The sequence below is a fragment of the Acidocella facilis ATCC 35904 genome, assembly GCF_000687875.1.
GTDB classification, from domain to species: domain Bacteria; phylum Pseudomonadota; class Alphaproteobacteria; order Acetobacterales; family Acetobacteraceae; genus Acidocella; species Acidocella facilis.
In genome coordinates this window covers 73,635-87,688 of the sequence record NZ_JHYG01000007.1, presented here as the reverse complement: position 1 = coordinate 87,688, position 14,054 = coordinate 73,635, and the positions used below count along the sequence as shown (strand labels likewise).

General features: G+C 65.4%; 15 protein-coding genes. 6 read left to right on the top strand and 9 right to left on the bottom strand.

Going from position 1 to position 14,054, the window contains the following annotated elements; genetic code table 11:
* Positions 1 to 59 precede the first annotated feature (59 nt).
* Both cueR and T331_RS0110765 read right to left on the bottom strand, forming a co-directional pair.
* Positions 60 to 473, bottom strand: a complete 414-nt coding sequence (cueR, locus tag T331_RS0110770) for a Cu(I)-responsive transcriptional regulator (protein WP_035179984.1) — start codon at positions 471 to 473, stop codon at positions 60 to 62.
* On the bottom strand, positions 470 to 2,548 hold the full coding sequence (locus T331_RS0110765) for a heavy metal translocating P-type ATPase (protein ID WP_035179981.1): 2,079 nt from the start codon (positions 2,546 to 2,548) through the stop codon (positions 470 to 472). The genes cueR and T331_RS0110765 overlap by 4 nt, the downstream gene beginning before the upstream one ends.
* Positions 2,549 to 2,642: 94 nt before the next feature.
* Between T331_RS0110765 and T331_RS0110760 the strand changes: the two genes are divergently transcribed.
* Positions 2,643 to 2,858: a heavy-metal-associated domain-containing protein gene (locus T331_RS0110760; RefSeq protein ID WP_035179940.1), complete on the top strand. Its 216-nt coding sequence runs from the start codon at positions 2,643 to 2,645 to the stop codon at positions 2,856 to 2,858.
* Positions 2,859 to 3,010: 152 nt separating this feature from the next.
* Complete coding sequence (locus T331_RS0110755) at positions 3,011 to 4,114, top strand: PA0069 family radical SAM protein (RefSeq protein ID WP_051622321.1); 1,104 nt, start codon at positions 3,011 to 3,013, stop codon at positions 4,112 to 4,114.
* A 216-nt stretch (positions 4,115 to 4,330) separates the two neighbouring features.
* Here T331_RS0110755 and T331_RS0110750 read toward each other — a convergent pair whose 3' ends face one another.
* Positions 4,331 to 4,642, bottom strand: coding sequence for an antibiotic biosynthesis monooxygenase family protein (locus T331_RS0110750; protein WP_026440016.1), 312 nt, complete (start codon positions 4,640 to 4,642; stop codon positions 4,331 to 4,333).
* A 153-nt stretch (positions 4,643 to 4,795) separates the two neighbouring features.
* Between T331_RS0110750 and T331_RS0110745 the strand changes: the two genes are divergently transcribed.
* Complete coding sequence (locus tag T331_RS0110745) at positions 4,796 to 6,115, top strand: LLM class flavin-dependent oxidoreductase (RefSeq protein ID WP_322786132.1); 1,320 nt, start codon at positions 4,796 to 4,798, stop codon at positions 6,113 to 6,115.
* 35 nt (positions 6,116 to 6,150) lie between these two features.
* Here the strand turns inward: T331_RS0110745 and T331_RS0110740 are convergent, their stop codons facing one another.
* From T331_RS0110740 to T331_RS0110710, 6 genes are all read right to left on the bottom strand, one after another.
* Positions 6,151 to 7,170 (bottom strand): potassium channel family protein, encoded by a 1,020-nt coding sequence (locus T331_RS0110740; protein ID WP_008492503.1) that lies wholly within the window; start codon positions 7,168 to 7,170, stop codon positions 6,151 to 6,153.
* A gap of 76 nt (positions 7,171 to 7,246) precedes the next feature.
* Entirely contained in the window at positions 7,247 to 8,557 is a 1,311-nt protein-coding gene (gene gltA, locus T331_RS0110735; protein ID WP_008492501.1) for a citrate synthase, read from the bottom strand.
* A gap of 497 nt (positions 8,558 to 9,054) precedes the next feature.
* Positions 9,055 to 9,768, bottom strand: coding sequence for a phosphoadenylyl-sulfate reductase (locus T331_RS18095; RefSeq protein ID WP_035179938.1), 714 nt, complete (start codon positions 9,766 to 9,768; stop codon positions 9,055 to 9,057).
* Positions 9,769 to 9,806: 38 nt separating this feature from the next.
* The gene (locus T331_RS0110725; protein ID WP_026440014.1) at positions 9,807 to 10,376 is read right to left on the bottom strand and encodes a precorrin-2 dehydrogenase/sirohydrochlorin ferrochelatase family protein; all 570 of its coding nucleotides are present in this window, start codon (positions 10,374 to 10,376) and stop codon (positions 9,807 to 9,809) included.
* Positions 10,377 to 10,562: 186 nt separating this feature from the next.
* Entirely contained in the window at positions 10,563 to 11,990 is a 1,428-nt protein-coding gene (locus T331_RS18090) for a sensor histidine kinase (RefSeq protein ID WP_051622319.1), read from the bottom strand.
* Positions 11,987 to 12,913, bottom strand: coding sequence for a patatin-like phospholipase family protein (locus T331_RS0110710; RefSeq protein ID WP_244876935.1), 927 nt, complete (start codon positions 12,911 to 12,913; stop codon positions 11,987 to 11,989). The genes T331_RS18090 and T331_RS0110710 overlap by 4 nt, the downstream gene beginning before the upstream one ends.
* 398 nt (positions 12,914 to 13,311) lie before the next feature.
* Between T331_RS0110710 and rpmH the strand changes: the two genes are divergently transcribed.
* From rpmH to yidD, 3 genes are read left to right on the top strand one after another with little or no spacing between them, the layout of a single operon-like run.
* The gene (rpmH, locus tag T331_RS0110700; RefSeq protein WP_026440011.1) at positions 13,312 to 13,446 is read left to right on the top strand and encodes a 50S ribosomal protein L34; all 135 of its coding nucleotides are present in this window, start codon (positions 13,312 to 13,314) and stop codon (positions 13,444 to 13,446) included.
* Between the two features lie 23 nt (positions 13,447 to 13,469).
* Entirely contained in the window at positions 13,470 to 13,823 is a 354-nt protein-coding gene (gene rnpA, locus T331_RS0110695; RefSeq protein WP_008492495.1) for a ribonuclease P protein component, read from the top strand.
* Positions 13,820 to 14,053 carry a membrane protein insertion efficiency factor YidD gene (gene yidD / locus T331_RS0110690; RefSeq protein WP_008492494.1) on the top strand — a complete coding sequence of 78 codons (234 nt, stop codon included), beginning with the start codon at positions 13,820 to 13,822 and terminating at the stop codon, positions 14,051 to 14,053. The genes rnpA and yidD overlap by 4 nt, the downstream gene beginning before the upstream one ends.
* Position 14,054 lies beyond the last annotated feature (1 nt).

Here is a 14,054-nt window from a genome sequence, read left to right as displayed (position 1 = left end):
ACGCGCCCATGTCAATGCGCCTCGTATCGGCAAAGACTGCCAGGAAGTCAAGGATCGCGTCAGATTTCAGCCGGTTTCGGCGGGTCGAGCGCATCCAGGATCGGGCAATCCGGCCGGTCATCGCCATGGCAGCAGGCGGCGAGCTGTTTCAACGTGCGACTCATCGCCGCCAGCGCGGCGGCCTTCTGGTCCAGCTCCTCGACATGGCGCAGCGCGATCGCCTTCACATCCGCGGAGGAACGCGTGCGGTCGCGCCAGAGCGAGAGCAGCTGGCGGATATCCTCGAAGGAAAAGCCGAGATCGCGCGAGCGGCGGATGAAACCCAGCTCGTGCAACTCCGCCTCGCTGTAATGGCGGTAGCGGTTTTCGGTGCGCATGGGGGCAGCGATCAGCCCGATGCTTTCATAATGCCGGATCATCTTGGCGGAGACGCCGGTGATGGCCGAAGCCTGGGCGATGGTGACCAAACTCATGACGCCCTCCATTGCCGCAGCCGCAGCGCATTGCCAAGCACGCAGAGCGAGGAGGCCGCCATCGCCGCCCCCGCCAGCGCCGGGCTGAGCAGCCCGAACGCCGCCGCCGGCAGACCTAAGGCATTGTAAAACAACGCCCAGAACAGGCCCTGGCGCAGAATCCGCCAGGTCCGGCGGGCCAGATCCAAAGATGCCGGGGCCAGAGAGGGCGCGGCGCGCAGCAGCGAGATGGCGGCCGCCTCGATCGCCACATCCGCCCCCTGCCCCATCGCCATGCCGGCATCGGCGGCGGCCAGGGCGGCGGCATCGTTGATGCCGTCCCCCAGCATCGCGACGCGCTGGCCCTGGCTTTGCAAATTCACGATGATGTCACGCTTTTGTTCCGGCGTCGTCTCGGCCTCCACGCGCTCGATGCCGAGCGATTTGGCCAGAGCCTGCGCCACGGCGGCGCGGTCCCCGGTCAGCAGCAGGGTCTTGATGCCCATGGCGTGCAGCCGCGCCACCGCCTGCGCCGCATCCGGGCGCGGCGTGTCGGTAAAACCAAAAGCCCCCAGCGGCGTGCCGTCTGCCAACGCGAGGTAGGACCAGGTCAGCGCATCGCCTGGCGCCGGGGCGCGCGGCACTAGCCGGGAGGAGCCGAACAGATAGGCCACGCCGTCAACCTCGCCCTGCACGCCCTGGCCGGGCAAGGCCTTGAAGGCGGTGGCCGGGGCCACATTGTCCTGGCGCAAAGGCAGGCTCAGCGGATGGGTGTCCCGCGCCGCCAGCGCGGCGGCGATGGCGCGCAGCCGCTCCTCGGTCAGATCGGCCAGAGGCCGGATTTCGGCCAAACTCGGGCTGCCGGTGGTCAGCGTGCCGGTTTTGTCGAAGGCCAGAACCTCGATCTTCGCCGCCGCCTCGATCGCATCGGCATCCCGGAATAATATGCCCGCCTTCGCCGCCGCGCCGGTGCCCGCCAGAATCGCCGCCGGGGTCGCCAGCCCCAGGGCGCAGGGGCAGGCAATGACCAGCACCGAGACCGCGTTGATCAGCGCGGTGCAGACAGGCGCGCCATGCAGCAGCCAGCCGGCGAAGGTGAGTGCGGCAATGCCCAGCACCATCGGCACGAACCAGGCGGAAACCCGGTCCGCCAGCTTCTGCACGCGCGGCTTGGCGGCTTGCGCCTGCTCGATCAGCCGGGCCATCCGGTCCAGGAAGCTCTCACCGGGCGGGGCGGTGACGCGCAGCCGCAGCACCGCGTCCAGGTTCAGCGTGCCGGCCAGCAGCTTGGCCCCCTTGCCCCGAGGCTGCGGCAGCGCCTCACCGGTGACCGGGCTTTCATCCAGGCTGCCCTCGCCCTCCAAGATCTCGCCATCCACCGGCACCCGCTCGCCGGGGCGGATCAGGATCTCGTCATCCACGCGCAGCCTTGACGGCGCCACATCCTCGCCGCTGGCCAGATGCGCCAGCTCCGGGCGCAGCGCCTGCAGCCCCAGCACCGCCTTGGCGGCATCGCGCTTGGCCTGGCCTTCCAGATATTTGCCCAGCCGCACCAGGGCGATCACCGCCACCGAACTTTCCAGATAAAGCGGCCCGCCGGCAAACACATCCCAAAGCGACAGCCCGTAGGCGGCGGAGGTGCCCAGCGCCACCAGCAGATCCATATTGCCGCTGCCGGCGCGCAGCGCCAGGAACCCGGCCCGGTAAAAGCGCGCCCCCAGCCAGACCTGCACCAGCGTGGCGCAGATCAGCGGCACCAGCCTGGGCACCGGCATCACCATGCTGTCCAGCACCACCGGCACCGCCAGCAGGAAGGCGGCCATCAGCTCGATCTGTTCGCGCCAGCTGGCATCCGGCCGGACGGATTTCACCGGACCGGCGCTGTAGCCCGCCCGCTCCACCGCCGCCGCCAACGCCTCCAGCCCTACCTCGCCGCTGACCCTGACATGCGCGCGCTCCAGCGCCAGATTGACGCTCGCCGCCTGCACCCCCGGCACCCGTCCCAGCACTTTTTCCACGCGGGCCACGCAGGAAGCGCAGGTCATGCCGCCGATGCTGAGCTCGATATCGCGGGAGGGGGAAAGGGTCTGGTCCATCGCCTCCATATAGGGCTTCCCATGATGGGAGGGTCAAGGCTTGACCTTCCCATCATGGTCCCCCTTATCCAGCATAAATCACAGGAGACCCGATATGGCCGATTCCACCCCCCTGCAGTTCGACGTGCCCGATATGGATTGCCAAGGCTGCGTGCGCTCGATCACCGAGGCGCTGCGCAAGCTCGACCCGAACGTGCATGTGGTCGCCGATTTGGAGACCAAGCGCGTTGTCGTTGGCGGCGAGATCGATGCCGGCCGCGCCGCCGAGGCGATCGAGGCGGCTGGGTTTGACGTGAAGGCGGCGGGTTAAGCCACAGCTTTCGCCGCGCCTGCGCCGGATTTCTGCAAGGCCGCTGCAAACAGCCTTGCAGCGACGTGTTTTAACGTTTTTGTTCTTCTTTTGTTCTTGACTTCCCGGGCTGGAATGACCTTAATCAAACCAGAACGGAGCATGAACACACAATGTCTGCGTCTCGGGTACAAATCAAGCAGGAAGCCGGCTTTGGCGCGCTGAAAGGGCGCGGCACCGGGCTCAACCCCGCCAACCGCTTTGAAGCGGCGCGCCGGGACGCCTTCGATGATGGCTGGGACCAGGCGGAAGAGGCCGTGCGGCCGCAAACCAGCCTGATCCGAGATGCCACGCGCAGCATCATTGCCCGCAATGACAGCCCGGACCTCTCCTTCGAGACCAGCATCAACCCGTATCGCGGCTGCGAGCATGGCTGCATCTATTGTTTCGCCCGGCCCAGCCACGCTTATCTCGGCTTGTCCGCCGGGCTGGAGTTCGAGACCAATATCCTGTTCAAGCCGGACGCGCCGAAGCTGCTGGAAAAGGAGCTCTCCCGCCCCGGCTACAAGCCCAACGTGATCGTGCTCGGCTCCAATACCGACCCTTACCAGCCGGTGGAGCGCACGCTGGGTCTCACCCGGGCGATTTTGGAGGTGCTGGAGCGCTTCAACAATCCGGTCGCCATCGTCACCAAATCCGCCTTGGTGCTGCGCGATGCCGATATTCTCGGCCGTATGGCGGCGAAGGGGCTGGCGAAGGTGCATCTCTCCGTCACCACGCTGGATGCGGATCTGGCCCGGGCGATGGAGCCGCGCGCCGCCTCCCCCGCCCGCCGCCTGGCGGCGATCGCCGGGCTGGTCCAGGCCGGCATTCCCGCGGCGGTGATGGCCTCGCCGATGATCCCCGGCCTCAATGATATGGAGCTGGAACGTATTCTGGAAGCCGCCGCCGCCGCCGGGGCCGGCAGCGCCTACAGCATCATGCTGCGCCTGCCGCATGAGCTGGGCGAGCTGTTCACCGAATGGCTGAACAAATTCCTGCCCGAGCGCGCCGGCCATGTGCTGAGCCTGATCCGCCAGGCCCGCGCCGGGGCGCTCAACGATGCGCAGTTTCATTCCCGCTTTCAGGGCAGCGGCCCCTACGCGCAGCTGCTGCGCCAGCGTTTCAGCGCCGCCGTGAAGCGGCTGGGGCTGGATGAAGCCAGCTCACGCCTCGATATTTCGCAATTTAGTGTCCCCGGCCGGGCGCTGCCCAGCCAGCAAATGAGTCTTTTCTAACCCGTGCGTCCCGCGTCGGTCTAAACAGCGCGTCCCGCGCTAGCGGGAGCGTCCAGCGGGCAGAGTGCCCGCCCAATCCCAAAAGGAGTTTGGTCATGCAGTATCTGTTCTTCATCAATCCGAGCATCGTCATCGGCCTGGTCTCGGCCTTGGGCTGTGCCTATTTCCTCTGCATCTGTGCGGAGGAAACCAAAACCTTGCTGGCCTATCGCCGCTCTATGCGTCAGCCGGTCGAGAAGCTGGCCAGCCATAAGCGCGTGAAATTTCCGCGATTTCCACGCGATATGCGCCATACCAGCGCGCCCGCCCCGTATTTTGCGCCAACAGATGCGCGGTTTGCGACTTCCAGGCTTTGATCGCCTCCAGATCGCGCCAGTAGGACAGCGCGATCTCCTCATCACCCTCACTGAGGGCGTGAAATTCCAGGCAGCCGAACTCCTGCAACGCCATGTCGCGCAGGCGCTGCGCCACGGCGCCGTAGTCTTCATCCAGCTGGGCGATTTGCGCCCGGAAAATCACCACATACATCGCCCTGCCCTCACCCTGGCAGCGTGATGACGGGTGCCGCTCTGGTCAAGCCACGAATGAAATTCGCGCGCCCGGCCTTGGCATCGCGGTTTCCTTACATAAATGATCGGAAACGTTCATTTGGCCGGCGCCGCGCCGGGAAGGATTTCCCCTTTGAGTCAGCAATTGCATCTCGGCGCCTTCATGCGCCCGGTCGGCATCCACACCGCCTGGTGGCGCTATCCCGGCGCCTGGGCGGACGCGAATTTCAATCTCGACCATCTGGTGCAGCTGATCCAGACGCTGGAGCGCGGCCGTTTCGATGCCTTCTTCATGGCCGACCATCTCGGCGTGCTGAACATGGGCATGGATGCGCTCAAGCGCAGCGCCACCGTCACCTCCTTCGAGCCCTTCACGTTGCTCTCGGCGCTCTCGATGGTCACCAGCCGCATCGGCCTGGTCGCCACCGCCTCCACCACCTTCGATGCGCCCTTTCATATCGCCCGCCGCTTTGCCTCGCTCGATCATCTCAGCAAGGGCCGCGCCGGCTGGAACATCGTCACCACCTCCAACCCGGAATCGGCATTGAATTTCGGCGGCGAGGATCAGATGGAGCATGATGAGCGCTATCGCCGCGCGCGGGAATTCCATGATGTCGTCACCGGGCTGTGGGACAGTTTCGCCGACGATGCCTGGATCCGCGACCAGGAGAGCGGCGTGTTCTTCGATCCGCAGAAAATGCACCGGCTGGATCATCAAGGCGAATATTTCGCCGTGCGCGGGCCTTTGAATATCGCAAGGCCGGTGCAGGGCCGCCCGGTGATCGTGCAGGCCGGGGCATCCGAGGCCGGGCGCCAGTTGGCGGCGGAAACCGCCGAGGTGATTTTTGGGTCCGCCCGCACGCTGAAGGATGGTCAGGAATTCTATGCCGATATCCATAAACGCATGGCCGCCCTCGGCCGCGCCGATGATACCTTGAAAATTCTGCCCGCCGCCTTCGTCGTCGTCGGCCGCACCCATGCGGAGGCGCTGGAGAAGAAGCAGCGCCTGGACGCGCTGGTGCATCCGGACAGCGCCCTGCCCAACCTCTCAATGCGCCTGGGCGTCGATGCCAGCAGGTTCGATCTCGACGCGCCCTTGCCCGAACTCCCGCCCACCAATGCCAGCCAGAGCGCGCAGGCGCAGCTGGTGAAGATGGCGCGCGAGCAGAACCTCACCGTACGGCAGCTGGCGCAATATGTCGGCGCCTATGGCGGGCTCAGCTTCGTCGGCACGCCGGGTGAGATCGCCGATGGCATGCAGGAATGGCTGGAGAGCAAAGGCTCCGACGGATTCAACGTGATGTTCAACACCGTGCCGGAAGGGGTGAATGATTTCGTCAATCTGGTGGTGCCGGAACTCACCCGCCGCGGTATCTATCGTGACACCTATGCCGGCACCACGTTGCGCGAGCATCTAGGGCTGGCGCGGCCGGCGAACCAGTTTTTCAGCTGAACATCTGGACGCGAAACCGGTGGACATGGCGGCGCTTAACCTAGCCTCGGACCCGCGCGCCCGGCGCGGGTGATGACGACCACGCCGTCCCCCGCCTCCACCAGCAGCTCCGGCCCGGGGCGGCTGATCGTCTCGCCGCCGCGCCGGTTCAGCCCGACCACGAACAGGCTCCCCTCCGCCCCGCGCTCGATCTGTCCGATGCTCTGCCCGGCATAGGCGCTGCCCGCCGCCACCGGCAGAATCTCCAGCTCCAGCCCCAGCGTGCGCAGGCCGGTGCCCAGCACCTGCATCGGCACCGAATCCGTCAGCGCCGCGCTGCGCGGAAACAGGATCAGCTGGGCGATGCGCTCTGCGCCGATATGGGTCGGCTCCACCACCGCGCTCGCCCCGGCGCGCAGCAGCTTGCTCTTGGTACTGGCCGCCTCGCCGCGGGCGATGATCTCGATATCGGGGTTGAGATTGCGCGCCGAGAGGGTGATGAAGACATTCACCGCGTCATTCGGCACCACGCAGGCCAATGCCCGCGCCCGGCGCACCCCGGCCTCCTCCAGCACCTGCTCATCCGTGGCATCGCCGGCCAGGGTGAGATGCCCGCGCTCGGCCGCCTCCGCCAGCTTCGCCTCCTCGCGGTCCAGGATCAGAAATTCCGCCCCGCCCGCCTTCAGCTCATCCGCGAGCATATGGCCGATGCGCCCATAGCCGCAGACAATCACATGCCCGCTCATTCTGCCGATCTGCGATTTCATCCGCCGATGCCCCAATAATTGCTGGATCTGCCCGAAAGTGATGAACTGCACCAGCGCACCGGTGAGGAAGATCATGCCGGTGCAGCCGAGCATGATCGTCGCCAGCGTGATCGCGCGCAATTCCGGTGTGACGATCGGGTGCACCTCGTCATAGCCGACGGTGAACACCGTGATGATTACGAAATAGAACGCATCGCCGAGACTCCAGCCGGCAAGGCTGAAGGCGAGCGTGGCGGCCAGCACCACCGCCAGCATGAAGCACAGCCCGCCGATCAAATTGCGGGCCGGGCTGTCGGTGAAATGTCTCATGATACGGACAAAATAAAACCCTTTCGCGGGCGGGCCGCGAAAGGGTTGTTCTGCGCTTGTGGCAGGCGGGCCAGGGTCAGCCCCGCTTGTCGAGCGGCACGTAGTCGCGCTGCGGCGCGCCGGTATAGATCTGACGCGGACGGCCGATGCGGTTGGTCGGGTCCTCGATCATTTCCTTCCACTGGCTGATCCAGCCCACCGTGCGCGCCAGCGCGAAGATCGGGGTGAACATGGTGGTCGGGAAGCCCATCGCGCTCAGGATGATGCCGGAATAGAAATCCACGTTCGGATAGAGCTTGCGGGAGACGAAATAATCGTCATGCAGCGCGATCTTCTCCAGCTCCATCGCCAGGTCCAGCATCGGGCTGTCCTTGATGCCGAGCTCGCCCAGCACTTCGTGGCAGGTCTTCTGCATGATCTTCGCGCGCGGGTCGAAATTCTTATAGACGCGGTGGCCAAAGCCCATCAGCTTCACGCCGGAATTCTTGTCCTTCACCTGCTCGATGAAGGCCGGGATGTTATCCTTGTGGCCGATTTCAGCGAGCATCTTCAGCACGGCCTCATTGGCGCCGCCATGGGCGGGGCCCCAGAGCGAGGCGATGCCGGCGGCGATGCAGGCAAACGGGTTGGCGCCGGTGGAGCCGGAGAGACGCACCGTGGAGGTGGAGGCGTTCTGCTCATGGTCGGCGTGCAGGATCAGGATGCGCTCCATCGCCTTGGTCAGCACCGGGTTGGGCTTGTAATCCTCGGCCGGAACGGCGTGGAACATATAGAGGAAGTTTTCCGCATAGGAGAAATCGTTGCGCGGATACACGAAAGGCTGTCCGACATTGTATTTATGCGCCCAGGCGGTGATCGTCGGCATTTTCGCGATCAGCCGGTAGGCGGAAATCTCGCGCTGGCGCTCATCATGGATGTCGATGCTGTCGGGATAGAAGGCGGACATGGCGCCGACCACGGAGCAGAGCATCGCCATCGGGTGGGCATCGCGGCGGAAGCCGTTCCAGAAATTGCGGATCTGCTCATGCAGCATGGTGTGGCGGGTCACACCGTGGGTGAATTTTTCCAGCTCCGGGGCGGTCGGCAGGGCGCCGAAAAGCAGCAGATAGGCGACTTCCAGGAAGGAGGAATGCTCAGCCAGCTGGTCGATCGGGTAGCCACGATGCAGCAGCACGCCCTCATCGCCGTCGATATAGGTGATGGAGCTTTCGCAGGAGGCGGTGGAGCCATAGCTCGGATCGAAGGTGAAGATGCCCAGCTCGCTCTGGAGCTTGCGGACATCCATGCAGTCCGTGCCGAGCGAACCGCCCAGCACCGGCAGCTCGGCCTGCTTGTTGTTGAACGTAAGCGTTGCCGTGCCGACCTGTTTGGTCTCGGTTTGAGCCATGTGCTTCACCTTCTATTTTGACTTTTAGGGGCGTCGGAAAGGCGATCCCGACGGGACGAAACTGATGCAGCGTTATTCAATCCGCCGTCCCGTGTAAAGCCAGTGTGCCGCGCCGCAGCATGGCAGCCCCTCCAGAGCAGGGCGTTGAAATGGTTGGGAGCGCTACCGGCATATGTCACCCAATGCCGCAATTTTGCCGTAAAGGGTTCAAATCGCAGATGAAAGCCGGACGCTTGCGACAGGCTACCCGTGCGGCAGGGCTGCGCGCAACGCATAAGCGGCCTCGCAGCCCCCGCCTCCTGGCGCAAAAAGTCCTAGGCTTAGAGCATCAAGCTTTTAGCTTGATGCTCTAACTTTTGTTTTGGCGAGCAATTTCATGAGTTTAGGTTGACGCTGTCGCGTCAACCTAAACTCATATTGCTCTAAGCTCTCGAAGCGGCGATGGCGGCAGAACCTTCACCGCCTCCGTCCAAAAACTTTTTATTTCAATATCTTGTTTAGACCTCGAAGCTCAGTTCCTCGGGCCAGTCCGGCTTGGTCATGGCGCGCGGCATATGGATGCCGCATTCCGTCTTCGCCTTGCCGGCCCAGCGGCCGGAGCGTTTATCGGCGCCGGGCAGCGGCTTCATCGTGCAGGTGGCGCAGCCGATGGAGCTGTAGCCTTCCGCCTGCAGCGGATGCGCCGGCAGGTCATGCGCCGGGAAATAGGCTTCCAGCATCGCATCGTCCCAGAAAGCCAGCGGGTTGATGGTGATGCGCCCATCCGCGCCGGTTTCCTGCAGCTGCAGCTGCGCGCGGGTGGCGGACTGGCCGCGCTTGCGCCCGGTGATCCAGGCACTGAGCCCCTCCAGCGCGTCGTCCAGCGGGTTGGTCTTGCGGATGGCGCAGCACAGATCCGGGTCTTTCTCCCAGAGCCGGCCATCGGAATCATAGGCGGCGAGCTGCTTGCCCGAGGGGCGGATGGAGCGCACCCCGGTGAGGCCGAGCCGGGCGATCAGAATGTCCCGATAGGCCAGGGTTTCGGGGAATAATTTGCCGGTATCGAGGAAAATCACCGGCAGGCCGGGGTCGATCTGCGCCACCATATGCAACAAAATCGCGGACTCGGTGCCAAACGAGGACACCAGCGCGATCTGCCCCGGGAATTGCCGGGTCATCGCCTCGCGCAGAACGGACAAGGCATCGGTATTGAGAGGCAGGCTGTCGGGCATTTCGGATGGTCCAGAAAAAGAGTGCAACCGGATCGCGGCTATTTTGATTTCGGGCAGGAGAGCCAACAGCTCTGCTCGACGATGTCGTCGATGCGTCGGGCGGCTTCCGGCATCGGCACATGCTCCGCCTGCCAGCCCTGGCGCAGCGCCGCGATCTCCTTCACCCGCGCCGCCCAGCTCTCCGGAAAACAGGCTTCCAACCGCCGGCGCAGCGCGCCCGCGAGGCCAGGCGCCTGGCCGCCGGTGGAGATGGTGAGCAGGAAATCCCCGCGGCGGATTTCGGCGACCGAGTTGAAATCGCAGAATTCCGGCACGTCCTCGACATTGACGAGCACATTGGCGGCGCGCGCGGCCTCGGCCAGCGGGCGGTATTGCGCCGGCTCCAGACCCACCATCCACAGCACATGCCAGCCCGCAACCTCATCCGGGCGGGGCAGCCGGTTCAGCCCCGCCTCACCGGCCGCGTCCAGAATGGCTGGATCCGTGCTGAACACCGAAAGCCGCTGCGCCCCGGCCGCGCGCAGGCCGCGCAGACGGCGCAGGGCCGAGGCGCCAGCGCCAGCCAGGGCGAGGTTCAGGCGAGAAGGGTTGAGAGCCAATGGGATCATGGGGATTTAGAAAAGCATTTTACTGGCAGTTGCAATATCCCGCTGAAAATAAGGATTTCCTGCCAAACCTTGGGGGCAGAAAAAAATAATTTTGTTGAAATCGCGCATGCGGGACAAACAAAACCCAAAATACCCTGTAGATATATAGAGATTATCCAGTTTTTAATCCAGCGCGTCGGCGCGGGTTCAGGCGCGCAACGGCACGTCCTGCAATTCCGGCGTGGTCAGATCCATGCGGAATATCGTCCCGGCCGGGCCGGTGCGCAGCATCACCAGCTCGCCGCCATGGGCGCGGATCAGGTCGCGGGCGATGGCCAGCCCCAGCCCGGTGCCGCCGCTGCGGGCCGAGCCGCTGAAGGGACGGAACAGATTGGCCTGGGCCCGCGCCGGCAGGCCGGGCCCGTTATCGGTCACCAGCAGACGGGTCTGGGCGCCTTCCGTCTCGGTGCTCAGCGTGATCCTGGTCGCCCCGGCCTCGGCGGCGTTGCGGATCAGATTGGCGAGAACGCGGTAGAGCTGCGCCTGGTCGAGCTGCAGCACGAGCGCCGCCGGCACTTGGTTGACCACCGCCCATCCGCCATCCTCCGGCACCAGGCTCTGCGCCACCTCCTCCGCAAGCGCGTGCAGCCGCACCGGCGTGCGGTTGACCGGCGGCGGCCCCTCGCGCGCGAAATCGACCGTTCTGGCGACAAACTGGGTGGCGCGCTCCACGGCGGGGACCAAGGTGCGGGTGGCGCGCTGGACCAACGGGTCCTGCACGTCCTGCAGCCGGTCCGCGACCAGCAGCGCGGAGGAGAGGATGTTGCGCAGATCATGCGCGATCTTGGCGACCGAGGTGCCGACGGCGGCGAGCCGGGCATTGCGCCAAAGCGCGGCGCGTAGCTCATCCTGCATGATTTTCAGCTCCGCGGCGGCGCGGGCGATATCATCCTTCGGGTCGGCGGCCATCTTGTCGAGTGCCGCGCTGCCCTGCTCCTCCGGGGATTCGCGGAAATGAATGATCGCCGAAATCAGCACTTCCATCGGCCGCACCAGCAGCCAGTTGAGCACGGTATAGACCAGCAGCCCGGTCAGCAGCGCCACCACCAGGGCGAAATCGAAGCCGCTGCGGGCAAAGGCCTTCAGTTCGAGGGCCAGCGGCGTGGTATCGACCAAGACTTCCAGCATCGCGCCATCGATATCGGGGTCCGGCACCCGTACGGCCTCCTCGCGCGGCGCGCCGCCCGTCAATTGCTCCAGAGCGCGGCAGATACTGGTGAAAAACCCTTCGCGGGCGCTGTCGATCAGCCTGGCGCCGCGCGGCAATGGCGCATTGATCTGCCAGCGCAGCGCTTGATGATCCGGCATCAACAGCTTGAGCCGCTGCACCCCGGCATGGCGAAGAATGTCGTCGATGGTGGCGGCGGAGGGGTTTTGCAGCAGGGCGTAGGAGGCGAGACGCGCCTGAACAACACGCTGTTCCAGCCATTCCTGCCGGCGTTGACCAAGGCCCGGCAGCAGCACCAGCAAATCCATCAGCAGAATGGCGATGACGGTAACCCACAGCACCTTGGAGGACAGGGAAGCCGGCTGCGGCCGAAAATTCAACTGCCGCAGGCGCTTCAGCGAGATCATTCGCTGTGCAACGCTCGTTCGGCAGCCTCGCGGCCGGCGGCGAACAGCGCCTCCAGGAAGGGGCGGTCGGTATTCAGCTTGGAATTGAGCGGGTGGCGGGCCAGCGCCGCATCGGCGCTGACCTCGATCAGTTGCACCCGCTTGGGCAGCAGCGCCAGTTCGGCGTCCAGCGGTGCCTGGAAGGCGATTTCGTGCAGCCTGTGCACGATGTCGGCGGTGGCGGTGGGCACGCCGGGGCGCCGGCGCGGCTGCGCGCGGATCAACACCAGCCGCTCCGGTGCCGGCTCCAGCACCGGTGCCAGCGGCGGGTTGCAGCTATAGCCGCCATCCCAATAATGCCGGCCGCCGATCTTCACGGTGGGAAACATCATCGGGATGCAGGCCGAGGCCAGCAAGGCCTCGACGCCGATCTCGGCATTGCTGAAAATCGTCGCCTCGCCGCTTTCCACGTCGGTGGCGCCAACATAGAGCCGCGCCGCATCGGGAGCGCGCAGCGCGGCGACATCCAGCAGCTCGCGCAGCAGCGGCTCCAGCGGATTCTGGCCGAGCGGGTTGAGCACGCCGGGGTCGAACATCCGCAGCGCCTGGGTCAGCCCGCTCCAGGCGAAATCATTGCTGAAGGCCTTGGTGGTGTCCCACATCCAGTCCAGCGGCGTGGCGGGGATATTGCCGAGCAGATTGCCCTCCATCACCCGGCCCCAGAGCCGCGCCACGGCGGCGCGCGCGCCGGAGGGGCCGGCCTTCACCATCCCCTGCACCGCCATCGCCGCGATCATCGCGCCGGAGGAGACGCCGGTGACGGCATCGAAGCTCAGCCCGTCCTCCAGCAGCCGGTCCAGCGCGCCCCAGGTAAAGGCGCCATGCGCGCCGCCGCCTTGCAAGGCGAGAACGGTACGTGGACGGGCAGCGAAAAAATTCTTCATCTCGATCACCATTCTGTGACCGGAAACAACCGACTTGGCAAATTTTTACATCTCGGATGTGCAAGGCAGGACAACCGAAGGTGAAGTTGGCGAACCGGTACGCAGGGGGTAGCGGGGAAGGCAGAAGCCGCCGAGTCGGCCAGGATCAGGGCATCAGCCCCCTCGCCCCCGCCATGGCCCGCGCGGCAACCGGCGCGAAGCTGCTCATTGCGGGCAGCTTTATGACGCTTTCCGGAATTCCACAGGGCGCCGCGGCGGCGGGTTCGACACCATCTTGCCGCGCCAAGCGCCTGCGCGATTGACGCGGCGGTACTGCCCCGCCTATACCCCGCCAACCCCGCCGGACCAGGGATGGCCCGGTGAATGCTATTGTTTGTAAATTGCCGGAGTAGAATGCCGTGAAACGGACCTATCAACCTTCCAAACTCGTCCGCAAGCGCCGGCACGGGTTCCGCGCCCGCATGGCGACGGTCGGCGGCCGCAAGGTCATCGCCAACCGCCGCTCCAAGGGCCGCGCCAAGCTCTCCGCCTGATCGCGCGCCCACGCGCGCCGCTTATGCCCATGGCCACCGCCCAAACACCGCCCGCCCGGCTGACCCGGCGCGCAGCGTTTTTGCGCCTTGCGGCCAAGGGCAGGAAAACCGCCAAGCACGGCTTCGTGCTGCAGGCCGTCCAGGACGGTCAGGCGGAGAGCGTGCGTGTGGGCTACACGGCCACGAAGAAAATCGGCAACGCCGTCTGCCGTAACCGTGCCAAGCGCCGGTTGCGGGAGGCGGCGCGTCTGGTTTTGGCCGGCCGCGAGCTGCCCGGCGTCGAGCTGGTGCTGATCGCCCGGCGCGAGACCGGCGAGATGGAATTCGCGCGGCTGACGCAGAATCTGAAGCGCGCGCTGGACGAGGTGCTGGCATGAGCCCGGCCGCCTTGCTGCTCTCAGGTGCCGTGCGCGCCTATGAGCTGACGCTGCGCCCGGTGATCGGCGCCAATTGCCGCTTCTACCCCTCCTGCAGCGCCTATGCGCGCGAGGCTCTGGCCTGCCATGGCGCGGGCCGCGGCAGCCTGCTCGCGGCAAAGCGCATCCTGCGCTGCCACCCTTTCAATGCCGGCGGATACGACCCGGTTCCCACCCCGAAGGATAGCTGAC